Consider the following 24266-nt stretch of genomic DNA (forward strand, 5'->3'; position numbering starts at 1 on the left):
GTCGATTGCTGATTTAATGAATGCGGCTTTCAATATAAAGATAAAAAATCTAAGGAATACTTTATGTCCACCCCTTTAACGCGCCGCCGTTTCCTTGCCATAGCTGCCACCCTTGCCGCCGGTGTCGGCATTCCTTTTGCCATCAGCCGCAAAACCAATCAGCCGACTCATCCGACCAGCCCAAATCAAGAAGGACAGCCTGTTATCTGGAAAGGGATTGCATTAGGCTCGGGCGCAGAATTGCGGTTGTTCGGCGTTGGGCGCAGGCAGGCGGAGATACTGATCAACAAAGTATTGGCAGAAGTTTCACGGTTGGAAAAAATCTTCAGCCTGTATCGGGACGACAGCTTGATCAGCCGTTTAAACCGAGAAGGCCGTCTGAAGAATCCGCCATCCGATTTTTTACAGCTGCTCAGTATCAGCCGAGATATCCATCAGCTGACGCAAGGTGCATTTGATCCTAGCATTCAGCCTTTGTGGAATCTGTATGCCGACCATTTCAGACGAAATCCGAAAACCGAAACACCGCCATCTGAGCGCAGTATCAAAGACACGCTCAAATTAGTGGATTTCAACAAAGTCGATTTTGATACCAAAGAAATCCGTTTTGCCCAAAAAGGCATGGGCTTGTCGCTTAACGGCATTGCCCAAGGCTATATCACCGACAAAGTAGCCGAATTGTTGAAGCAGCAAGGCGTTTCTCAGGCATTGATTGATATGGGGGAGATTTACGGCTTTGATAATGCCAACCAGCGTGAGTGGAATGTCAGCATCCGCAATCCTGACCAAGAAGACCAAATCCTGACCACCATTGCCATGAAAAATCAAGCGTTTGCCACATCGGGCGGCTATGGCACTGTAATGGACGAGGCAGGCAAATTTACCCATCTGTTTGACCCGCGTACAGGCGGAAGCCAACCGCGTTATAAAAGCATGAGCGTCATGGCGGAGAGTGCGGCGGTTGCCGATGCCTTTTCTACCGCATTCTCCATTATGGATGAAGCAGCCATCCGTACTGCGGCTCAAGTTAAAAAGGCACAGGTTTGGCTGGTGATGCCGAATAATGAATTGAAGAAGATTGGAAGTTGAGGAGAAGGGCAGCCTTGCCTGTGATTTTGACTATGTGCATAGGGCAGGGAAGGTTCGATTACTGAAATAATGGAGGATAAAAAAAGAAGGGCTGCCAAAGGGGGCAACCCTGAAACTCTTGCAGCTGGGAGTAATTAGCAAGAGATTACGACACTTAAAACAAAAATTCACTCATTTCAAAGCATGAAGCTTTAATATCTAAGCAATACGGTTTCAACCGCTCAAACCCCTTCGATACGGAGAAACACAACATACATGGGAAAATCCGACAAAGTGGTTTGAAGCAATTCAGATGAACGGTCTGTAATGCAGATAACCGGATGTCTTTAGATGAACGGTATAATATCAGGATAAACGGAACATTACTAGTGAATATTATAAAAAATTAGAATAATTCATTTAGTAATTGATTTTATTGAATAAAAATATGACTTTTTATTGAACTTTTTTACAACATATTGATTTGGTTTTAAAAAGGGAATTATGTAAGTATTTGGCGTTAATCAAAAAACTTGTTTTGAGCTTTGAGAAGAGATAATCAATAGAAAAAGGCCGTCTGAATGTTCAGACGGCCTTTTTTCAAAAAGTTACTTATTTGGTTGCAGAAGCAGTAGAGGCGGCTTCGGCTTGAGCACCTGCTGCTGCGTTTTCACCCCATGCCGCAGGGTATTTGTAACCGGCAAAGCGTTTTTGTGAGTAGGCTTTGAACTCGTCAGAGTTGTAGGCTTCGGTTACATCTTTCAGCCATTGGCTGTCTTTGTCGGCAGTGCGGACGGCAGACCAGTTAACGTAGGCAAAGCTTGGCTCTTGGAACAGGGCTTCGGTCAGTTTCATGCCGCTGCTCATGGCGTAGTTGCCGTTAACGACGGCAAAGTCAACGTCGGCACGGCTGCGTGGCAGTTGGGCGGCTTCAAGTTCTACGATTTGGATGTTTTTTGGATTTTCGGCAATATCGTTTTTAGAAGCAGTCAGCGGATCAACGTCGGCTTTCAGTTTAATCCAGCCCAATTCGTTCAACATAACCAATGCACGGGCAAAGTTGGATGGGTCGTTAGGTGCAGAAACGCTGACGCCGTCTTTCACTTCGTCCAAAGATTTCAGTTTGCCAGGGTACAGGCCCAAAGGTGCGGTCGGTACTTGGAAGGCCTCAACGATGTCCAGTTTGTGTTCTTTTTTGAAGTCGTCCAGATAAGGTTTGTGTTGGAAGATGTTGATGTCCAACTCGCCTTCAGCCAAAGCAAGGTTGGGGCGCACATAGTCGGTGAACTCGATCAGTTTGACTTTATAGCCTTTTTTCTCCAAAGCCGGTTGGATTTGGTCTTTTACCATATCGCCGAAGTCGCCGACGGTTGTACCGAAGACGATTTCTTTTTTCTCTGCACCGTTGTCGGCAGAAGAAGCGGCAGAAGCAGCAGGCGCGCTGTCTTTTTGACCGCCGCAGGCAGCCAGTACGATAGCCAGCGCAGCGGCTGAAAGGGTTTTGAAGAATGTGTTGATTTGCATATTTTGCTCCTGATGGATGATAAAACGGTTTCAGACGGCCTCAAGCTGCCACCGTCAAAAAAAGAGGGATTGTAAATCTATTTTGGAAATATGAGGATGTTTTTTGTAAATTTATTTGGAATATATATCCTAATATGTTCTAAATAGATAACAGGCCGTCTGAAAAATAGTAAGTCCATTTCAGACGGTCTGGTTTGTTTAACGTTTATCCAGTTTGCGTGCCAGTCTGTTGCCGATACCTTGAATCAGGATAACGAGTAAAACCAGGATGGCAACAATGAAGATGATGACTTCCATTTGATAGCGGTAGTAGCCGTAACGGATGGCAAGGTCGCCCAAACCGCCGCCGCCAATCATGCCTGCTGCCGCGCTGTACGACAGAAGGCCGATAGCCAGTACGGTAATGCTGGAAACCATACCTGCGCGCGCCTCATTCAAAAGCACTTTGCAGATGATGCTCATGGGTGAGGCTCCCATTGCGGAGGCTGCCTCAATCACGCCTCTGGGCACTTCGCGCAGGTTTTGCTCGACCAGACGGGCAAAATAGAACAGGCCGGATACGCTCAATACCAATGAGGCGGCAACCGGGCCGATGGTCGTACCGATGATGGCGCGTGTAACAGGAATCATGGCAATCATCAGGATGACGAAAGGGAATGCGCGCATTAGGTTGACCAGGTTGTCCAAAAATAAATTCAGCTGTTTGTTGTAGTGCAACTGATGACTTGACGTCACAAACAGCAATACGCCCAAAATCGTACCGAAGATAACGGCGAAAGTAGTCGATAGGCCGACCATAATAAAGGTTTCGCCTAAGGCTTGGATAATTTCGCCTTTCATGCTGACGATGGTCTCAACAGCACTTTCAAATGTTAAATCTGCCATATTAGTCCTCTCGAATCAGCTCTTGCCCGATTTCGGATTGGGCATGGATTTGGTTGCCGTGTACTTCAACGATTTCCAGCAGACGGCCTTTGTCCAAGAGGGCGGCGCGGTCGCACAGGCGGCGGATAACGCTCATTTCATGGGTAACGATGACGATGGTTACGTTGAAACGTCGGTTGATATCTTCCAAACACTTCAAAACGCTGCGCGTAGTGGCAGGATCGAGGGCGGAAGTAGGTTCGTCGGCGAGGATGACTTGAGGTTGCGGTGCAAGCGCACGGGCAATGCCGACACGTTGTTTTTGACCACCGGAAAGTTGGGATGGGTAATGGTTGGCACGGTTTTGCAAATCGACGATTTCCAAACATTCTTCAACACGCGCTTGGATTTTTTTAGACGGCCATTTGGCAATTTCTAAAGGAAAGGCGACGTTTTCGGCAACGGTACGGTTGCTTAATAGGTTGAACTGTTGGAATACCATGCCGATGTTTTGTCTGGCGTGGCGCAGTTGCGTGGCGTTGAGCGCGGTCAGTTCTTGGCCGCACACGCTGACTGTACCTGTATCCGGACGTTCCAATAAATTAATCAGGCGCAGCAGGGTAGATTTGCCTGCGCCGGAATAGCCCATCAGGCCAAAGATTTCACCTTGTTTAATTTCGAGGCTGGTCGGCTCAACGGCGACAAAGTCTTTGTTGTCGCGTGTTTGATAGTGTTTGGAGACGTGATCCAGAATAATCATGGTTTATCCGTGTTTTCTTTAATTCGTGTGGCCATCAGGGTGTGCAGACGGCGGTTGTCGGCGCGTGCGACGGTAAATTGCAGGCCGCCGATAATGACTTTTTCGCCGCGCACGGGCAGATGTCCCAACTCTTGAATGACCAGGCCGCCGATGGTATCGGCTTCTTCACTGCTGTATTCCGTACCGAAGAAGGTGTTGATGTCTTCGATTTCGGTTGCGGCGTGGATGCGCCAGCGTTCGGAAGAAACGGCGTGGATATTGTCGGCGCTGTCGTCTTCGTCAAATTCGTCTTCGATTTCGCCGACGATTTGCTCGATGATGTCTTCAAAGGTGACCAGGCCGGATGTGCCGCCGTATTCGTCGATGACAATCGCCATGTGGTTGCGTTGCTCGCGGAATTCTTTTAAAAGGGAGGCCAGCGATTTGCCTTCGGGAACGAAAACGGCAGGGCGCAAGACGGATTTCAGGTGGAACTGCTCGGGGTTAAACATATATTTGAGCAGGTCTTTGGCGTGCAAAATACCCAAAACTTCGTCTTTGTCTTCGCCGATGACGGGGAAACGCGAATGGGCGGTTTCGATGACGTAGGCCGTGATGCGCTCGATGCTGTCGTTTTCTTTCAATACGTTCATGCGGCTGCGCGTAATCATGGCATCGCGCACTTCCAGCTCGGCAAAGTCCAATACTTTTTCCAGCCGGGTCAGTGTGTCGGCATCAAAAACTTCCTGTTCGTGCGCTTGGCGCAACAGGGTCAATACGTCTTCGGCGGAGTCGGGCTCGCCAGCAAGTCGGGAGATCAGGCGTTCGAAAAACTTGGGTTTCGACTGCGTACCGTCCATTTTAATATTCGTCCTCTTGGTAGGGGTTGGGGAAACCTGCCGCCAGCATCAGGCGGATTTCTTCGGCTTCCATTATTTCGGCTTCATCGTCTTCGATGTGGTCGTAGCCCATCAGGTGTAAAGTGCCGTGTATGGTTAGGTGGGCAAAATGCTGCTCGGGTGTTTTGCCTTGTTCGCTGGCTTCTTTCAAAACCACTTGCGGACAAATCACCAAATCGCCATACAGGCCGTCTGAAAACTGGTCGGGCAGGATTTCGCCTTCGTTGAGCGCAAAACTCAATACATTGGTGGCGTAATCTTTGCCGCGGTAGTCGCGGTTGTAGGCGCGGGCTTCTTCTTCGCCCAGAAGAATCAGGCTGATGTCAGCGCGGCGGTATTCGTTTTTTAAGGCAGACCACGCCCAGCGGTAAAAATCGCGTTCGCTCGGAAGATTGGCGGCGGAAGAGGCGTTTTCAAAGTTCAGATGAAAACGTTGCCGCTGTAAGGATAAAAAAGGATATTTTTTGGCGCGTTTCATGTTGTCCGGAAAATTTGGTTTTTAGGTGTAAATATAACATATTCACCCCCATGCCGTCTGAAAAACCGCCCAAAATATGATAGACTTCATGCCGTTTTCCATCTTTCAGGCAACCATTATGAACCCGAAAAAACTCGTTATCGCCAGTCGCGAAAGCCTGCTTGCCATGTGGCAGGCAAAACACATCCAAGGCCGTCTGAAAGCCCTGTATCCCGATTGCGAGGTCGAGATTTTGGGCATGACCACGCGCGGCGACCAGATTTTGGACAGAACTTTGTCAAAGGTCGGCGGTAAAGGCTTGTTTGTCAAAGAGTTGGAACAGGCTTTGTATGACGGCCGGGCTGATTTGGCCGTGCATTCGATTAAAGACGTACCGATGGATTTGCCTGAAGGTTTCGCGCTTGCAGCTATCGGCGAACGCGCCAATCCGTTTGACGCGTTTGTGTCCAACCAATACGCGCGTTTGGAAGAAATGCCCAAAGGCGCCGTCGTCGGCACATCCAGCCTGCGCCGTGAAGCCCAGTTGCGTGCGCGCTATCCGCATTTGGTTATCAAACCTTTGCGCGGCAATGTGCAAACCCGTTTGTCCAAACTTGATAATGGCGAATACGACGCGATTATCTTGGCCGCCGCCGGTTTGCAGCGTCTGGAATTGGACGAACGCATCCGCATGATTTTGTCGGAATCCGACAGTCTGCCTGCCGCCGGACAAGGCGCATTGGGTATTGAAATTGCAGCGCATCGCGAAGATTTGTACGAAGTCTTGAAGCCTTTGAACCACGATACCACACACGCCTGCGTTACGGCCGAACGCGCGTTAGCGCGCGCTTTGGGCGGAAGCTGCCAAGTGCCGCTGGCCGCATATTGCACTGAAGAAAACGGCTTGCTGACTTTGCACGGCTTGGTCGGTCATCCTGATGGTTCGGTCATTTTGCAGGCGGACGCGCAAGCCCCTGCCGAATACGCCGATGCCTTGGGTCGCGCAGTCGCCAAAAAACTGGCAGATGATGGTGCGGAAGAATTGATTGCCGCTGTATTGCAAGAACAGGCTTAAAACAGTATAGATCATTTAAAAAGGCCGTCTGAAACTTTCAGACGGCCTTTATTTTGTTGACGTTTAAGGATTCATAATCCGCGCAACCAAAGCTTTTTCTTTGCCCTGCATATTGGGGATTTTGACCTGAATGCCGTTGCCTGGTGCCACATCGACAGGCTGACCTTTGCGGGTCATTTGTTCCAATTTGATGGTTTGGTTGCCGCTCGGGTGGATAATTTCGAGTGAATCGCCGATGGCAAAGCGGTTTTTGACTTCGATGGTCGCCCAGCCGTTTTCGTCAATTTCGGTAACGTGGCCGACATATTGGCTTTGTTTGGCAATCGAATGGCCACTGAGGTAGTTTTGGTAATCCTGGGTTTGGTGGCGCTCAAGGAAGCCGCTGGTGTAGCCGCGGTTGGCAAGGCCTTCGAGTTCGCTCAACAGGCTGTAATCAAACGGACGGCCTGCGACGGCATCGTCAATCGCTTTGCGGTAGGACTGGGCCACGCGTGCAACATAATAGAGCGATTTGGTACGGCCTTCGACTTTGAGGCTGTCTACGCCGATTTTGGCCAGTTTCTCAACCACTTCAATGCCGCGCAGGTCTTTGGAGTTCATGATGTAGGTGCCGTGTTCGTCTTCCATAATCGGCATCATTTCGCCCGGGCGGTTGGACTCTTCAATCAGGAAAACTTTGTCGGCGTAGGGATGGCGTTTTTGACCGTTGATGCCTTCGAAGTTTTGGTTGGCCTCTTCTTGGGCTTTTTCAAAGTTGAAACCTTGCAGAAGTTGGGCGTCGCCTGCATCGCTTTCAGTGGCGTTGTGAACCTTGTAGTCCCAACGGCAGGAGTTGGTGCAGGTGCCTTGGTTGGGGTCGCGGTGGTTGAAGTAGCCGGAGAGCAGGCAGCGGCCGGAGTAGGCGATGCACAATGCGCCGTGAATGAAGACTTCGAGTTCGATGTCGGGACATTCTTGGCGGATTTCGGCGATTTCTTCCATGCTCAATTCGCGCGACAGAATAATGCGCTCAACGCCGATGTTTTGCCAGAATTTCACGCCCCAGTAGTTGGTGGTGTTTGCCTGTACGGACAGGTGGATCGGCATTTCCGGCCATTTTTCGCGCACGGTCATAATCAAACCCGGGTCCGCCATAATCAGCGCGTCGGGTTTCATGGCAATCAAGGGCTCCATATCGGAAACAAAGGTTTTGAGTTTGGAGTTGTGCGGCAGCGTATTGACGGTCAGGAAGAATTTTTTGTTGCGTTCGTGCGCTTCTTTAATGCCTTGCTCGAGGACGTCGAGTTTGGCAAATTCGTTGTTGCGGGCGCGCAGGGAGTAACGCGGGCTGCCGGCGTAAACGGCATCTGCGCCGTAATCGTAGGCGGCGCGCATACGTTCGAGGCCGCCTGCTGGCAATAAGAGTTCGGGTGCTTTCATGTTTTATGCTTTTTAAAATGTTTTCAGACGGCCTTCAAGGGAAGAGGGAAGGCCGTCTGAAAGATGTTTGAAGAATGGGCGGATTATCCGCTGTTTTTGTATTTCGGTCAATTTTGTCTCGGGTTTGCGCTTTGTTTTTTATACGGAAAATGTCTTATATGATGAAAGGTGAAAAGGGGCTGCAATTCATTGGAAATGTAAAAAAAGCAAGGTTGGGTGGAATAATTTAACAAAAAACCGTTCAAGCAATGTATTTTCTTGTAAAATATCAAGCTTCATTTTAAAAAATATTCGGATTAGTTACCGATTTTGACCGACGGAAGGTTTATGGATTTTCGTTTTGACATTATTTATGAATACCGCTGGATGTTTTTATACGGCGTATTGACGACGCTGGGGCTGACGGTGGTTGCAACGGCAGGCGGCTCGATTTTGGGTTTGCTGTTGGCATTGGCGCGTTTGATCAATCCGGAAAAAGCCGGTGTGCCGATGCGTGCCTTGGCTTGGGTGTTGCGTAAGATTTCTTTTTGGTATGTTACGCTGTTCCGCGGTACGCCATTGTTTGTACAAATTGTGATTTGGGCTTATGTTTGGTTCCCATTTTTCGTTCATCCGGCCGACGGTGTATTGATTAGTGGCGAAGCAGCCATTGATCTGCGCCGTTCTTATGGTGCATTGATTGCCGGCTCTTTGGCGTTGATTGCGAACTCGGGTGCGTATATTTGTGAGATTTTCCGTGCTGGTATCCAGTCGATTGATAAGGGCCAAATGGAAGCTGCGCGTTCTTTGGGTCTGACCTATACTCAGGCGATGCGTTATGTGATTTTGCCGCAAGCTTTGCGCCGTATGTTGCCGCCATTGGCCAGTGAGTTTATTACGTTGTTGAAAGACAGCTCATTGCTTTCTGTTATTGGCGTGGCAGAGTTGGCTTATGTACAAAGCACGATTACCGGACGCTATTCTGTCTATGAAGAGCCGCTTTATACAATCGCGCTGATTTATTTGGTGCTGACAAGCTTTTTGGGTTGGGTATTCCTGCGATTGGAAAGCCGTTACAATCCGCAACACCGCTAATCGGTTTGAATCAAAAAAGGAAGACTTTTTCAAGTCTTCCTTTTTTATTTGCAGTCAATGTTTCAGACGGCCTCGAATCAGAATGCTTCGCCGACTTTGACACCGCCTGCAATGTCTTTTGGCGTTGCCAGTTTGGCAGTAGCCTGTTGGGCGGCTTGGAATTCTTCGGTTGCCATGATGTCGGCAGCTTCTTGTACGGTCAATGTGTTGGCCATGTATTGCCAACGCGTTGCCAAGTCGGCGTTTTCCGGCGCATGGAAACCGTCTCGCAATTCATCTACTAAGTCAGGACGGTTGCACACCAGTACAATATCGCAGCCTGCTTCAAAAGAAAGGCGGGCGCGTTCTTTAATACCGCCGACACCGCATGCGCCTTCCATGGTCAGGTCGTCTGAAAAGATAACGCCGTTAAATCCGATTTCTTGGCGCAGGATTTGTTTCAGCCATTTTTCGGAGAAGCCGGCAGGTTGGCTGTCGATTTGCGGGTATACGACGTGGGCAGGCATGACTGCGGCCATGCCTGCTTGGCTCAATGCTCGGAATGGGATAAGGTCGGCGGCTTCGAGCGCTTCGCGGCTGCGTTCATCGCAAGGCAGGACGTGATGGCTGTCGCCTTCGACAAAGCCGTGGCCAGGGAAGTGTTTGCCGCAAGATTTCATACCGCCTTTGTTCAGACCTTTTTGCAGGGCAAGGGCAAGCTGGGTAACGATGTTGGCATCGCGGTGGAAGCTGCGGTTGCCGATGACGGCGCATTGACCCCAGTCCAAATCCAATACAGGCGTAAAGGATAGGTCGATACCGCAGGCGGAGAGTTCGGTTGCTAAAACCCAGCCGACTTGTTCTGCTTGGGCGCAGGCGGCTTCTTGGCCTTCGTTATCCCAAATTTCGCCCAATACGTTCATGGCCGGCAGGCGGGTGAAGCCGTCAATAAAACGTTGAACCCGTCCACCTTCGTGGTCGACGGCGATGATGAGTTCAGGTGTGCGGACGGCTTTGATTTCTTGAACCAAGGCTTTGAGCTGGGAGACATTTTCAAAGTTGCGGCGGAACAAAATAACGCCACCGACGGCAGGGTCGAGCAGGCGTTGTTTTTCTTCTTCGGTCAGATGATAGGCGGCGACGTCAGCCATGACTGGGCCGCGTGGAAGATGAGGCGTATTCATTGTTTTGTCCTGAATAATGTATATATTGGATAATCGTTATGTTCAGACGGCCTGAGCGTGTAGGAATATCTCAGGCCGTCTGAATATTGGTTTTGAATTAGGCAGTTGCTTTTTTCTTGTCTTTTAAGATGAAAATCAACACAACCATCACGATACCGGTTATCACAAAACCTAAAGGTGCAGAGCCGGTCATGCCCAGTGCGAGGTAGCCTGAGGCAGCAGACGCGGCTACGGTCAGCGCGTAAGGGAATTGCGAGGTAACGTGGTCGATGTGGTTACAGTGAGCGCCGGTAGAAGAGAGGATGGTGGTGTCGGAAATTGGCGAGCAGTGGTCGCCAAATACAGCACCGGCCATTACAGCAGACATGCAAGGGATAATCAGCGAAGGTTCGACTTTGACGGCCATAGCGGCGGCAATCGGCAACATGATGCCGAATGTACCCCAGCTTGTGCCGGTAGCGAAGGCCATCACGCCTGCAAGCATAAACAAAATCACGGGCAGGAAGCCTGCGTGGATATTGCCTGCCACCAAAGTGGAGAGGTATTCGCCGGTGTGCATTTCGCTGACAACAGTGCTGATGATCCATGCCAAAATCAAGATGGTAATGGCACCGCGCATAGAGATGATACCCTGCCAAATGGCTTTAGGGTAATCGCTGGTTTTGATGGTGCCGATGGTGCAGAGGATGACGGCCAATACGCCGCAAGTACCGCCGAACACGAGGGAAGTGTTCACATCGGTATTTTCAAATGCGCTAAGCAAAGAGAAAGTTTCAGAAGCTTGTGCACCAGTGTAAATCATGGCGGAAACAGTGGCGACAATCAGTACCAAAACCGGCACAATCAGCGCGAATACACGGCCGTTGGGATGGCCTGTTTCAACAGTTTCATCATGAATTTCGTTCAAAGCGGCGCGTTCCAAACGGGCCATGGAGCCGATGTCGAAGGAGAACCAGGCAACGACAAACACCATAATCAATGCGAAGACGGCGTAGTAATTCATCAGGCTCATGGCCACAAATGCGCCCATTGGTGTGTAGTCTGTGATGTTGTAAGTCACCAAAAGGCCGGCCAAAGTAGCGATAATCGATGCGCCCCAGCTTGATACCGGCATCAAAACGCACATCGGCGCGGCAGTGGAGTCTAGGATATAAGCCAGTTTGGCGCGGGAAACTTTGAATTTGTCGGTTACAGGGCGGGCAATCGCACCGACGGCAAGACTGTGGAAATAGTCGTCAATAAAGGTAACGAATACCAGACAAGCGGTCAGCAGCTTCGCACCGCGACGGCCCTTGATATGCTGTTTTGCCCAATCGGCAAATGCTTGGTTGCTGCCGGAATGCGTCAGCAGGGAAGTGAAAATCCCCAAAAGCACCAAAAAGAGCAAGATTTTGGGTTTGCCCAAAGACCAATCGCCGTCTGCCCAAGTCAGGCTGACAGCCATGTCTTTCAAGTGAACCAAAGCATCAAGTGGATTACCGCCTACCAGCAGGAATGAGCCGACGATAATGCCGACACCGAGGGACAGCAATACACGGCGCGTGGCAATGGCCAAGGCGAGCGCAATGGCTGCCGGGACGATAGATAAAATAGAATTCGAATAATTAATAAGTTGCATAATTATATTGTATATAAGCGGTGAAATATTTTCAGACGGCCTAAGTTGGAAGACGGATAACAAAATACCCACCGCCTCTGACAGATGGGTATTTTATCATCTAACACATCATCATGCCGTCTGAAAAATCGGACTACTGCAGATTTAACGCGAGGAACAAAGTATTGCCTTCGCGTTGTACCAAAAGCGGTACGTTTTTGCCTGAGCTTTCCAATGCGCTACGGAAAGTGGATTCGTCATTGACGCTGATTTGGCTGACGGCAATGATTTCGTCGCCGCGTTTGAGGCCGGCACGTTCGGCCGCACCGCTAACGCGCAGAACGATTAAGCGTTGTTTACCGTCTGCGTTTTCAACCTGCAGGGTAACGCCTGTATTTTCAACGGTGAATCCGTCATGGCCGCTTTCGTGTTGCGGGTGTTCGGCTTCTTTTGCAGAAGTTTCCGTTTGTTCGGCTGCGCTGCCAAGTTTGACTTTGACATCGGTTTGTTTGCCGCTGCGCCAAATGCTCAAAGTTACTTCTTTGCCCGGCATAATCGAGCCGACTATAACTGGCAAATCGCTGGAAGCGCGGACTTCTTCGCCGTTAACTTTGCGTACGATGTCGCCAACCTGCAAGCCTGCTTGTTGTGCCGCGCTGTTTGGCATGATTTTTGCAATCAGTGCGCCACTTGCTTTGTCCAAACCGAAAGATTTGGCCAAATCATAAGAAACTTCTTGAATAACCACGCCTAATTGGCCGCGTTGGACTTTGCCGTTGGCTTTTAATTGATCGGCCACATTCATGGCAACATCAATCGGAATAGCAAACGAAATACCCATGAAACCGCCGCTGCGGCTGTAAATTTGCGAGTTGATGCCGACTACTTGGCCGCGGAGGTTGAATAACGGGCCGCCTGAGTTGCCGGGGTTGATGGCAACGTCGGTTTGGATGAACGGCGTGTAGTTTTCATTTGGCAGGCTGCGGCCTTTGGCGGAGACGATGCCGGAGGTTACACTGTTGTCAAAGCCGAAAGGCGCGCCGATGGCGGCTACCCATTCGCCCGGTTTCAAATCTTTCGGATTGCCGATTTTGACAACCGGCAAGTCTTCTTGTGGCTCGATTTTTAAGAGGGCAACGTCGGATTGGGCGTCTGAGCCGACCAGTTTGGCCGTGTATTCGCGTTTGTCGTTGAGCAGGACTTTGATATTGCCCATGCCGGCAACCACGTGGGTATTGGTCAGGATATAGCCGTCTTTGCTGATGATGAAGCCGGAACCGAAATTCAAAGCGTCGCTTTCAGTATCTTCTTGCGGCATGTCGGGCATATTGGGAACAAGGCGTTTGAAGAACTCGTAAAACGGATCGTTGTCGGGAAATTGGCTCAGGTCCATGCTGTGGTCGTCATCCGGTGTCGCAGTGTGTTTCGCCGGTGTCGCTTGAATATTGACGACTGCCTGTCCTTCGTTTTGGACCAGTTGGGCGAAGTCGGGCAACAACATACCGACTTTTCCGTCATCGGTATTGGTTTCTATGCGTTGGACGAGTTCTTTGTTTTCGTCTTTGCCGAAAAAGGTGCTGACTTTGTCGCAACCTGAAAGAAGGGAAGCTGAGAGGACAGCAAGGGCCAGATATGTGTTTGTTTTAATATTCACGAAAGTTCCTTTTGCCGGTGCCTATCGTATTGTCGGCATGCGTTTGAGCCGGCAGGCAGTTTTATTGTTTGAATGCTGTTTAAATGTATAAGGTAGGATTTTTACACTTTAACGGTTTTTTTTCAAGCATTTCATTTTAAATGAAAAAATGATAATTGGGATTTTATTGTTTTAAGGCCGTCTGAAAACTTTGGAATATGACCTGTCGGTCGGTTCGCTTCTTTCAGACGGCCTTTAAATTGAGGTCAGTCGTGTTGATCTAAATGGTAGATCTGCGCCACGGCATCGATTAATTCGCTGTTGTCCGAGCCAGCTTTATTGAGTGTGCGTGTCGGAGAGTGGAGCAGTTTGTTAGTCAACTGAATGGAGAGGCGTTCGAGGACATCCTCGGCGGATACGCCTTTTGCCAGTTGCTTCATGGCATTTTCCAATACTTGGCGGCGCGCGCGTTCGCCTTCGTCGCGTAAGGCGCGGATAAGCGGAACGCTTTGGCGGTTTTTCTGCAGGCGGATAAATTCGCTGACTTTTTCTTCCACCATGCTTTCAGCCGCTGCCGCTGCCTTTTTGCGCGCGTCTTTACCGCTTTGGACAATGTCCATCATGTCGTCTACGGTATAGAGATATGCGTCTTCCAATTCGCCGACTTCGGCTTCGATATCGCGCGGAACGGCCAAATCCAGCAGGAAAACAGGCATGTTGTGGCGTTTTTTCAATGCGCGCTCGACCATGCCTTTGCCGACGAGTGGGAGTTGGCTGGCAGTGGAAGAAACAACCACGTCGTAATCGTGAAGAATATCGGGTAATTCGTTCAGCAGGCAGGCTTCGGCGTTGACACCGAGTTTGTCGCACAATTCCTGCGCGCGCTGGTGTGTACGGTTGGCAACGGTAATGAGCTTGGGATTTTTGGCGGCAAAATAAGTGGCCACCAGCTCAATCATTTCGCCTGCACCGATAAAGAGGACGTTCAGATCGGAAATGGAAGGGAAGATTTGCTCTGCCATTTTGACCGATGCAGAAGCCATGGAGACGGAGTTTTCGCCGACAGCAGTGTCGGTACGCACTTCTTTGGCAACGGCAAAGGTTTTTTGAAACAGGGCGTTTAAGTGGGTGTTGATGCTTTCCTGTTCTTGCGCAACGCGGACGGCATCTTTGATTTGACCGAGAATTTGCGGTTCGCCCAAGACCATGGAGTCCAAACCGCAGGCGACGCGGAAGGCGTGGCGGACGGTTTCATTGTTATCCAAGGTATAGAGGTAAGGGCGGATTTCTTCGACAGGCAGGTTGTGATATTGCGCCAACCAGTCGATGATTTTTTCGGTTTCACCGACGCAGTAAAGCTCGGTGCGGTTGCAGGTAGAAAGAATAACTGCTTCTTCCGCCGCCTCACTGCGCGCGAGGTTGGACACGGCATCCGGCAGATTTGCAGCTGCAAATGCCAGTTTTTCGCGTATGCTCAAGGGCGCGGTTTGATGATTGAGTCCGACGACGGTAAGTTGCATGGTTATGGTATGACTGGGTAGTGTGTGTGGTGGGTATTATAGCTTAAGTGGGCTTTAAAATGAATGTGTTGGGTGAGAAGATACAATGAGGTTTACCATCGAAAAGGCCGTCTGAAAAGATTCAGACGGCCTTTTTATAATGAAAGGCTTAAACGGCTTCAGCTTCTTCTGCCAAGAAACCGCGCAGTTTTTGCATGGCTTTGGCTTCGATTTGGCGGATGCGTTCGGCAGATACGCCGTATTCGGCAGCCAATTCGTGCAGGGTCAAACCGCCATCGTCTTGCAACCAGCGGCTTTCAACGATACGGCGGCTGCGGTCGTCCAGTTGCGCCAAGGCGTTTTGCAGACCATCGGTTTGCAGGGCGTAGTGGGCTTGTTTGGACAACTGACGGCTAGGCTCTGCATCGTGATCGGCCAACCAGTCGATAGGGGCGAAGTTGTCCTCGTCATCGTTGTTTTCTGCCATGATGCCGATGTCGTGACCGGTCATGCGTTGCTCCATTTCCAAGACTTCGGACAATTTGACGCCCAAATCGTCGGCGATTTCTTGCGCTTCTTTTGGAGACAAGGCATTCAGGTTTTTACGCATGCTGCGCAGGTTGAAGAACAGTTTGCGTTGCGGTTTGGTTGTGGCAACGCGGACCAAACGCCAGTTGCGCAAAATGAATTCGTGGATTTCGGCTTTAATCCAATGCACGGCAAACGAAAACAGGCGCGCGCCGCGGCTTGGTTCGTAGCGTTTGACGGCTTTCATCAGGCCGATATTGCCTTCTTGAATCAGGTCGGCTTGGTTGAGGCCGTAGCCATCGTAGCCGCGTGCAATGGATACGACGACGCGAAGATGAGACAGAATAAGCTGTTTGGCGGCATTGAGATCGCCTTTTTGTTGACGTTCCGCTAGTTGTGTTTCTTCTTCGGCGGTCAGCATTGGAATGCTGTTGACAGTATGAATGTATTGCTCGAGGCTACCGTTGCCGCTGTGGATAACGGGTAATGCAAAAGCTTTATTCATAAAAGGATGCTCTCCTTGATTAGGCCGTCTGAAAACGGCTTTTTGTTTATTGTGTGACAAGCAGTATAACACTGCCTGTGGTTTGTTTTGTTATGGGTTGGATTTTTTCTGTAAATTAACGATAGATTCAATAGTTTTTACTGCTTAAATCGCAAGGGTTGATTGTTTTAGAAAATTTGAGTGATTTGCTAGGTTTTGGGTAAGTATATTACAAACATTTCTGTATGTAAATAGTTTTGGTAATAAAAAAGACCTTGTATAACAAGGTCTTAAAATTTTTTTATTCTGGTTTCTTCCGGCCAATCAGGATAAGGAATACGCCGATAACGGCCAAAATGCTGATAAGCCATGTTGAGCCGCCTGCTTTCATATAAGGCGTTTCGCCGATATAGCCTTTGACGTGGCCTTCGAGGACGGTTTCTGTATCCGGTTGGGCTTTGGCAACAATCGTACCTTTAGGGGAAATAATGGCGGTCGCACCGGTATTGGTGGAGCGAACCATGTAGCGGCCCAGTTCCATTGCACGCGCTTGGGATTGTTGAAGCTGCTGATACATGGCATTCGATTTGCCGTACCACGCCATATTGCTGATGTTTGCAAGCAGGGTGGAGCGTTTCGCCGTTGCAATGAGTTCGTCGCCGAAGCCGTCTTCATAGCAGATATTGAAGGCGACTTTTTGATCCTTCATCACCAAAGGCGCTTGGTTGTCGCCGCCTTTTTGAAAGTCGGCCAAAGGCATATCCATCATTTTATAGAGGCGCTCGGTAATGGCGGGCAATGGTTTATATTCGCCAAATGGAACGAGGTGGTTCTTGGCGTAGTAGGGGATGACATCGGAAGTGCTGTTGTGATAGTCGCTCAAATTGATGACTGCATTTTCGTAGCCGTTGCCGTCGGGCGTATATTGGCTGATGCCGATGGCCAACGCGCTGCCGTTGCTTTGCGCCTGTTCGGCGAATTGTTCCAAGATACCTTCGGGCAGGTCTTGGCGCATCAGCGGCAGGGCGGTTTCAGGCAGGATGACGATGTCGGCACTGGTTTTGCTGATTTGTTCGTAGTATTTCTGAATTGTCGGAATGATTTGTTCTTCTTTCCATTTCAGATTTTGCTCGATATTGCCTTGAATCAGAGCAACCGTGCTGGTGCTGCCGTCAGGGCGGGTGTATTCGGTTTGTTGGGAAATGTAGCCGACGGAGCAGAGCGCAACGATAAGGAATAAGGGCAGCAGGCGGTGTTTCAGACGGCCATGGTTGTCAATCAGCAACACCAGCCATGCGCTGAGGAAAGCGGTTGCCAGCGTAACCGTGTGAATGCCGCCCAAAGGCGCGAAGCCTGCCAACGGGCTATCTTTGATGATTTGGGAATAGCCGATTGCGCCCCAGCCGAATCCGGTCAGCAAACGTTCGCGGGCAAATTCTGCCAGCGTCCATAAAATCGGCAACAGGAGGCCGGTTTTGGCCCAGCGAGACAGGTTGCATTTTCTCCACACCCAAAAACAGATGGCCGGATAAAGCGCAAGAAATGCCGGCAGCAGGAAGGTGAGGGGGATGGCGTATGAATCCGGCAAACCTGAAACATCATGCAAGGCAGTGTGTATCCAATAAAACTGCGCCGTATAACCGATTAATCCGAACAGATAGGCAGTCATGACGGCAAAGCGCGGCCGCAATTCAATCAGGCGTATCAGCGCGCCAAACAACAGCGGCATCAGCCAGAAATGATAATACGGGGCGAAAGTGAACGGTGTCGCGGCGGCAATCAAGATGACCAGCGGCCAGTAAAGCAGCGGATGTTGCCAATATTGTTCGAGTTTACGGAAAATATTCATGCTTTAAATGGTATTGAGGCCGTCTGAAAAGTTTTCAGACGGCAGGGAAACAAAATCAGTCTTTTTGAAACAATTTCATTGCAGGTAGGACGATTGCGCAAGCCAATGCACCGGCGGCTACTCCGACCACCAGATTGGCGATATGTTCCATCATGCCGCTGTCCCAATGTTGCGCGTGGAGGAAATCGTGCAAAAAGCCAAGGTTGTGGGCGATCAGTCCGCCGCCGACCAAGAACATCGCCAGCGTGCCGACAATGCTCAAGCCGCGCATAAACCAAGGCATAAATGAAATCAAACCACGTCCGATACCTTGTACGGCGGCGCTTTTTTGGCGCATCAACATCATGCCGAGGTCGTCAAGTTTGACGATGATGCCGACTAAACCATAGACCAATGCCGTCATGCCGACACCGATGGCGGCCATCACCAAAGAACGTGTCATCAGGTCATATTTCTCAACAACGCCCAGCGCGATAATGATGATTTCGGCGGAGAGGATGAAATCTGTGCGGACCGCGCCTTTTACTTTTGTTTTTTCGTCTGTGACTTCAGGCTCGGCATCGTGTCCGTCTTCATGTTCATTGCGGTGCAGAAATTTGTGCAACAGTTTTTCCACGCCTTCAAAACACAAATACACACCACCGATCATCAGCAAGGGCGTAATCAGTGCAGGCAGGAAAGCGGAAAGCAACAGCGCAAGCGGCACCAGAATCAGCTTGTTGACCAGAGAGCCTTTTGCCACCGCCCAAATGATCGGCAATTCGCGCTCGGCGGATACGCCGGTTACCTGATTGGCGTTGAGCGCCAAATCGTCACCGACCACTCCGGCGGTTTTTTTGGCAGCGACTTTGGTCATCATCGCTACGTCGTCCAAAACGGCGGTAATGTCGTCCAAAAGCGTAAAGAGAGAGGCGAAGGCCATAATGTTGTCCGGATAAAATCAAATAAACGCGCGATTATATATGAAAATTCAGTTGCTTGAATGTTTTTCAGACGGCCTTTGACGGAAATTAACCAAAGGCCGTCTGAAAATGCTATTTCGGCGTATAACGTCCCGCCATGGCTTTATACACCATATTTTCGTATTTCAAGGCTTCATAGCGTTGGTTCAGCAGGTTTTGAGCCGAGCTGTATTCTGAATTCAAAGCCTCCAGCCAGTCTTTCAGTTCGTTTTTACCATGCTGGTAGCGTACTTGATAGTAATGGCTGTTTTTCTTGTCCAACTGATAACGCTGTTCTTGATTGGCAAGGCTGACCTGCGCGTTTTTGTAGGCAAGGTAATTGGTGTTGACTTCGTTGAGCGCGGTGGTCAAGGCTTTTTCAAAATTCAGCTTGGCACTGTCCATCTCCGCTTGTACGGTTTTGTCTTTCCATTTCATGGTCTGCCAATTAAGGAAAGGCAGATTGATGGTGGCCGATCCGCCTAACATGGGGATATTGAACGTGCTTTTCGCTTTATCGGAAGACGTACTCAAACTTGCGCCCAAAGTAATCGACGGATACCAACTGCGTTTTTGCGCGTTGACCGATTGTTGCGACGCTTGCAGGCGGTATTCGGCGGCGCGCAGGTCGGGGCGGTTGGCCAAAACGGTAATCGGTACATCCAAGTTCACGCCTTTGACCGGCAACAGGCGGAATTGTGCCGGATCGGCGGCCATGTTTTCAGACGGCCTTAAATTCAACAAATTACGCAAAACCTGTTTTTGCGTATCCAAATTGTTTTGCAAAGACAACAGGTTGTTTTCCGCGCTCAGCAATGACTGTTTGGCTTGGGTCGGCTGGCTGGAGTCGGCACGGCCGTAGCGGAATTTGGCATTCGCAATGCGGTTGATTTCCTGATATTGCTTCAGCGATTTTTTTGCCAACTCGATGGCTTCGTTCAGGTAGGCGATATTGAAATACGCATCGGCGACATTATTAATCAAAGTCAGGCGTGTGTTGGCCATGTCTTCATGCGTGGCTTGATATTCCCATACCTGAGCATCGGCAGTGGCACTGAGTTTACGCCATAAATCCAATTCGTAGCTCAAGCCAAGCTGGCTGCTGAAGGTATTGCCGTGGCTGCCGGTTTTCAGGTTTTTAGAAGCGTTTGCGCCCAATGAGCCGCTGAACGAAGGCACCAAATCCGCGCCCAAAATATTGGCTTGATACAAAGCTTTGTTGACGCTGATGGCCGCCTGTTTCAAATCGACATTGTTGGCCAACGCTTGCTCCATCAGCGCATTAAGCTGCTGGCTTTGGTAAATTTCCCACCAGTTGCCGTTGACATCGTAGCGTTCGGCAGTTTCCGCCGCGCTTATAACTTGGCCGGTTGCTTCCAGCGTCAGGTTCGGATTGGCTTTAGGTGCGGCGCACGCACTTAGGGCAAGGGCAACAGCCAATGATAAGGCTGCTTGGGAAAAAGGTTTCGTCTTCATAAAAAATCTTTCGGGTAACAGCATTTCAGACGGCCCTAAAATAATAGGCCGTCTGAAACATAATCAATCCTGAGCCAGCGCATCAATCGGGTTGAGCTTGGAAGCCTTGTTGGCAGGCATAAAGCCGAACGCGACACCGATGGCGGTGGAGCAGACAACTGCGCCGATGACGGAAGTCATGGAAATACTCATCGGGAAGTTGGTGACAAAGTAGTTGAACACCAGGCTGATGCTTGCGGACAACAATACGCCTGACAGGCCGCCGATGATACAGATTAAGACGGCCTCAATCAGAAACTGTTGCAAAATATTGTTGCGGCGTGCGCCGATTGCCATGCGGACACCAATTTCTTTGGTGCGCTCGGTAACGGAGACCAGCATGATGTTCATCACGCCGATACCGCCGACCACCAAAGAGATGACCGCGATGGAAGAAATCAGCAGCGTCATGGTGCCGGTTGTGCTTTCAACCATTTCTTTAATGCTGTCGCTGTTGTTCATAAAGAAGTCTTCTGTACCGTGGCGTGCTTTCAGCAGCTCGGTCAGGCTTTTTTCGGCAACTTGCGTGTTGGCATCGTCTTTGATTTTGACAACGATGGAGTTGGTATAGCTCTCGCCGGTAATTTGGTGCATGACCGTTGTATATGGCGACCAAAGCATCAGCGAGTCAGAATTGCCGAATGAGTTGTCATCCTTTTTCATAATGCCGATGACGGTTAACGGGCGTTTTTTGAAAAGGATAGTTTTGCCTAAAGGATTGACACCTTCGCCGAAGAGTTTGGTTTTGGTGTTTTGGTCGATGACGACGACTTGGGCATCGGTTTTTACATCGTCATCATCAAACAGACGGCCTTCTTCCAATTTCAAACCGCGCACGTCGAAATATTGTTCGCCTACGCCGTAAAGTGAGGCGGTCAGGTCGGTGTTGCGGTAGGTTAAGGTGCCGCCGGAGCTGGTTTGAGGGGTGGCGGAGGCGACGTAACTTTGTTGGCTGATGGCTTTTGCGTCATTAATCGTCAGTGTCTTGATTCGTCCGCTGCGGCGGTCGCCAAAACCACGGCCGGGGAAGATACTGATGGTGTTTGTGCCCATCGAGTTAATGTCTTCCAGGATTTTTTGTTGCGAGCCATTACCTAAGGCCACTACCGATACCACCGAAGCGATACCGATGATAATCCCCAGCATGGTCAGCAGCGAACGCATTTTGTGTGCCATAATCGCCTGCACAGACATTTTGAATGCTTCCATAAATTGATCGTAATAAAACGACCAGGAAGCTTTTTCTTTAATCCTCTCCACTTTGCTGGGTGGAATGTCGGGATTTTTAGACGTATCCGAAATAATCTGACCGTCGCGGATTTCAATGACGCGGTTTGCGTTTGCCGCAATGCCCGGATCGTGGGTGACCATAATCACGGTATGCCCGTTTTCGTGCAGCTTGTGGATGATTTCCATCACATTTTTACCGCTGGCGGTATCCAATGCGCCGGTTGGTTCGTCGGCAAAGATGATTTCGCCGCCGTTCATCAACGCGCGGGCAATCGAAACGCGTTGTTGCTGACCGCCGGAAAGCTCGCTGGGTTTGTTGCCTTCTTTATTTTGCAAACCCAAATCGCCCAACAGTTTTTCCGCACGTTCCGCGCGCTCTTTACTGTCCATGCCCATATACACGGCAGGCAGGGCGACGTTGTCCCGGGCGGTCAGCGAGCTTAACAGGTTGTAACGCTGGAAAATAAAGCCGAAACGCTCACGGCGCAAAGCCGCCAGCTCATCCGGCTGCATTTGCGATGTTTCGATGCCGTCGATTTGATAAGAGCCGGAAGTGGCGGTATCCAGACAGCCCAAGATATTCATCAGCGTCGATTTGCCTGAGCCGGACTGGCCGATAATCGCCACAAAGTCGCCTTTCTCAATAGAAAGGCTGACATCTTTCAATACGTGCACACGGTTTTCACCGCTACCGAAAAAACGGTTGATATTCTTACATTCGATTAAACTCATAATCTTTCCGGGCGAAAAATAGAAATACAGGAACTAAGGCCGTCTGAAACACAGCCAAACCTTTCAGACGGCCTTAATCAATCAGCGAGGAGGGCCGCCGCCCATCATCGCGCGTTCACTGCTCTTATTCTTTTCATCTGCGCTCATTTCAGAAACGATCACTTTTTCGCCTTCTTTCAAGCCGCTTTTGATTTCGGTATTCATGCTGTCTTTCAAGCCGACGGTCACTTCGCGTTCTACCGCTTTATTGTCTGCGCCCAAAATGCTGACATAGGATTTGCCGTTATGCTTTTTCACGGTTAGCGTCGGTACCAGTAAAACATTCTTCACGCCGTTGATTTCGATCGTGTTTTGAGTGGTCATACCGATAGAAAGTTTGCCTTCGGGATTCGGTACAAGTGCGCGGGCATAGTAGTAAATCGCATTGGAAGTCGTGTCCGTGCTGCTGGTGTAGTTGCCCAAAGACATGGTGGTCAGGCCGGGGTCGACACTGTCTAATTTCGCTTTAATCGGGGTGTCCGGCTCGGACAAAATGGTGAACGAAATATCCTGACCGGCTTTGACTTTCGTGATGTCGCCCTCTGCAATCTGCATTTTGTTTAACATGGTTTCCAGATTTGCCAGCTGGATAATGGTCGGCGTAGATTGCGCTGCATTGACGGATTGGCCTTCTTCAACAGGAATGGCGACCACAGTACCGTCCATGGTGGCGGTAATCCGCGTGTGGCCTAGTTCGGATTCGGCTGTATTGATGGAGATTTTTGATTGTTTAATGGAGGCCTTCAGTTCAGCAACATTGGCTTTGGCTGCGGCTAAAGAGTCTTGTGCAGATTCCAAGTTTTCCTTGGAAGTTGCCTGTTCTTTCCATAAGGCAAGTTCGCGTTTATATTTTTTCTCTGCACTGGAAAGCGCGATTTCGGCAGAAACCAATTTTGCCTGATAGGTTTCCAGTTTGGATTTTTCGGTATTTAAGGTATTGATCTGATTGGTTGAGTTGATTTCCGCAATCAGATCGCCTTTTTTCACTTGTTGGCCCAGTTTCACATACAGTTTTTTAATCTGACCTGAAGCTTCCGCGCCTACGGATACCAAATTGGAAGGTGAGATTTCGCCGGTTGCCGACACGGTTTGACGGATATCGCCGCGTTTGACCACTTCTGTAATAAAAGAAGACTGAGGCTCAGGCTTCATCAAAGACCAGCCGCCGAAAGCCGCTGCTACTACAACAGCCGTACCGGCCGCCCACTTGAAAACTTTAGACATATAAAAGGAACCAATTCAATAAAATAACGTTGCAGACAAGCAATAAATGTATTGATAGAAACAAAAAAACAACTGGATTTTACTGTAAAGACCAAGGTCAACCAAGAGACGGTCGGCTTAAATTGAAGTTTAACTTATTGAAATAAAAAATAAAAGGATGAAAATATTTTTCAGAACTTGTACCTCGTTTACATAAATTCCCAAACTTCCTCCGAATCTGAACATTTAAGCCGCAAGAAAACGACTATAATATTTATGTCTTATTCCAATTATTAACGACACAAATAAAATGAAACACCAACAAGGCTTCACGCTTATCGAGCTGCTGATAGTCGTTGTGATTGCGGCCATTCTCGCTACCATCGCATATCCGTCTTATCAAAACTACATCCGCCAAACGCGCCTTGCCGCCGTCCGCACGCAGATGCTGCATAACGCCCAACAGCTCGAACGCTACTACACTCAAAAAAGTACATTTGAAGGGTTTTCTGATGAAAATTTGCAGCAAAATCAATATTTCGATATTAGTTTTTCCAAAGGTGCGGATCCTTCCGATTCAGGTTATATTTTGAAGGCTGTACCCAATAAAGAAACCAATGCCGATGAAACTTGTACTGTTTATTACAACGACAGCGGTATCATTTGGGCAAACAGCGATAAACAAAACTGCCCCGGTTATGAAACGCTCCCAGATGAGAAATAAACAAAGGCCG

The 24266-nt window shown here is 49.5% G+C and carries 20 protein-coding genes; 4 read left to right on the plus strand and 16 right to left on the minus strand.

The genetic code is table 11. The annotated features are described in order from the left end of the window. The first annotated feature begins 63 nt into the window (after positions 1-63). Positions 64-1089, plus strand: a complete 1026-nt coding sequence (locus tag HMPREF2865_RS05600) for an FAD:protein FMN transferase (RefSeq protein ID WP_070646266.1) — start codon at positions 64-66, stop codon at positions 1087-1089. Positions 1090-1680: 591 nt separating this feature from the next. On the opposite strand, the gene HMPREF2865_RS05605 is transcribed toward HMPREF2865_RS05600, so the two are convergent. The 5 genes from HMPREF2865_RS05605 to ybeY form a co-directional block, all read right to left on the minus strand. Further along, the gene (locus tag HMPREF2865_RS05605) at positions 1681-2592 is read right to left on the minus strand and encodes a MetQ/NlpA family ABC transporter substrate-binding protein (RefSeq protein WP_003684378.1); all 912 of its coding nucleotides are present in this window, start codon (positions 2590-2592) and stop codon (positions 1681-1683) included. Between the two features lie 198 nt (positions 2593-2790). Beyond that, complete coding sequence (locus tag HMPREF2865_RS05610; protein WP_070587440.1) at positions 2791-3477, minus strand: methionine ABC transporter permease; 687 nt, start codon at positions 3475-3477, stop codon at positions 2791-2793. A 1-nt stretch (position 3478) separates the two neighbouring features. Further along, entirely contained in the window at positions 3479-4216 is a 738-nt protein-coding gene (locus tag HMPREF2865_RS05615; protein ID WP_070646269.1) for a methionine ABC transporter ATP-binding protein, read from the minus strand. Continuing rightward, complete coding sequence (locus tag HMPREF2865_RS05620; RefSeq protein ID WP_070646272.1) at positions 4213-5055, minus strand: HlyC/CorC family transporter; 843 nt, start codon at positions 5053-5055, stop codon at positions 4213-4215. The genes HMPREF2865_RS05615 and HMPREF2865_RS05620 overlap by 4 nt, the downstream gene beginning before the upstream one ends. A gap of 1 nt (position 5056) precedes the next feature. Next, on the minus strand, positions 5057-5572 hold the full coding sequence (ybeY, locus tag HMPREF2865_RS05625; RefSeq protein WP_070646276.1) for an rRNA maturation RNase YbeY: 516 nt from the start codon (positions 5570-5572) through the stop codon (positions 5057-5059). A gap of 118 nt (positions 5573-5690) precedes the next feature. On the opposite strand from ybeY, the gene hemC reads away from it, so the two are divergent. Then, positions 5691-6626 (plus strand): hydroxymethylbilane synthase, encoded by a 936-nt coding sequence (gene hemC / locus HMPREF2865_RS05630; RefSeq protein ID WP_141752522.1) that lies wholly within the window; start codon positions 5691-5693, stop codon positions 6624-6626. 63 nt (positions 6627-6689) lie between these two features. On the opposite strand, the gene yegQ is transcribed toward hemC, so the two are convergent. Continuing rightward, a complete protein-coding gene (gene yegQ, locus HMPREF2865_RS05635) occupies positions 6690-8045 on the minus strand; it encodes a prephenate-dependent tRNA uridine(34) hydroxylase TrhP (protein ID WP_070646281.1) in 1356 nt (451 codons plus the stop codon). A gap of 327 nt (positions 8046-8372) precedes the next feature. On the opposite strand from yegQ, the gene HMPREF2865_RS05640 reads away from it, so the two are divergent. After that, a complete protein-coding gene (locus HMPREF2865_RS05640; protein WP_003684370.1) occupies positions 8373-9119 on the plus strand; it encodes an amino acid ABC transporter permease in 747 nt (248 codons plus the stop codon). A 77-nt stretch (positions 9120-9196) separates the two neighbouring features. Here HMPREF2865_RS05640 and nagZ read toward each other — a convergent pair whose 3' ends face one another. The 10 genes from nagZ to HMPREF2865_RS05690 form a co-directional block, all read right to left on the minus strand. Further along, entirely contained in the window at positions 9197-10282 is a 1086-nt protein-coding gene (nagZ, locus tag HMPREF2865_RS05645) for a beta-N-acetylhexosaminidase (RefSeq protein ID WP_070646284.1), read from the minus strand. Positions 10283-10379: 97 nt separating this feature from the next. Next, on the minus strand, positions 10380-11900 hold the full coding sequence (locus HMPREF2865_RS05650; RefSeq protein WP_070646287.1) for a Na+/H+ antiporter NhaC family protein: 1521 nt from the start codon (positions 11898-11900) through the stop codon (positions 10380-10382). A gap of 133 nt (positions 11901-12033) precedes the next feature. Further along, on the minus strand, positions 12034-13533 hold the full coding sequence (locus HMPREF2865_RS05655; protein WP_070646290.1) for a DegQ family serine endoprotease: 1500 nt from the start codon (positions 13531-13533) through the stop codon (positions 12034-12036). Positions 13534-13778: 245 nt separating this feature from the next. Next, positions 13779-15032, minus strand: coding sequence for a glutamyl-tRNA reductase (hemA, locus tag HMPREF2865_RS05660; RefSeq protein WP_070646293.1), 1254 nt, complete (start codon positions 15030-15032; stop codon positions 13779-13781). 148 nt (positions 15033-15180) lie between these two features. Beyond that, entirely contained in the window at positions 15181-16044 is an 864-nt protein-coding gene (gene rpoH, locus HMPREF2865_RS05665) for an RNA polymerase sigma factor RpoH (protein ID WP_070646295.1), read from the minus strand. 280 nt (positions 16045-16324) lie between these two features. After that, positions 16325-17872, minus strand: a complete 1548-nt coding sequence (gene lnt, locus HMPREF2865_RS05670) for an apolipoprotein N-acyltransferase (RefSeq protein WP_070646297.1) — start codon at positions 17870-17872, stop codon at positions 16325-16327. A 55-nt stretch (positions 17873-17927) separates the two neighbouring features. After that, a complete protein-coding gene (locus HMPREF2865_RS05675) occupies positions 17928-18794 on the minus strand; it encodes a DUF808 domain-containing protein (protein WP_070646300.1) in 867 nt (288 codons plus the stop codon). Positions 18795-18906: 112 nt separating this feature from the next. Continuing rightward, positions 18907-20289, minus strand: coding sequence for a TolC family protein (locus tag HMPREF2865_RS05680; protein ID WP_070646303.1), 1383 nt, complete (start codon positions 20287-20289; stop codon positions 18907-18909). 63 nt (positions 20290-20352) lie between these two features. Continuing rightward, positions 20353-22290, minus strand: a complete 1938-nt coding sequence (locus tag HMPREF2865_RS05685; RefSeq protein WP_070646306.1) for a MacB family efflux pump subunit — start codon at positions 22288-22290, stop codon at positions 20353-20355. An 81-nt stretch (positions 22291-22371) separates the two neighbouring features. Continuing rightward, the gene (locus tag HMPREF2865_RS05690) at positions 22372-23553 is read right to left on the minus strand and encodes an efflux RND transporter periplasmic adaptor subunit (protein WP_070646311.1); all 1182 of its coding nucleotides are present in this window, start codon (positions 23551-23553) and stop codon (positions 22372-22374) included. A gap of 289 nt (positions 23554-23842) precedes the next feature. On the opposite strand from HMPREF2865_RS05690, the gene HMPREF2865_RS05695 reads away from it, so the two are divergent. Then, positions 23843-24256 (plus strand): type IV pilin protein, encoded by a 414-nt coding sequence (locus HMPREF2865_RS05695; protein WP_070646314.1) that lies wholly within the window; start codon positions 23843-23845, stop codon positions 24254-24256. Positions 24257-24266: the final 10 nt, after the last annotated feature.

The organism is Neisseria sp. HMSC073G10 (assembly GCF_001812605.1).
Taxonomy (GTDB): domain Bacteria; phylum Pseudomonadota; class Gammaproteobacteria; order Burkholderiales; family Neisseriaceae; genus Neisseria; species Neisseria subflava_A.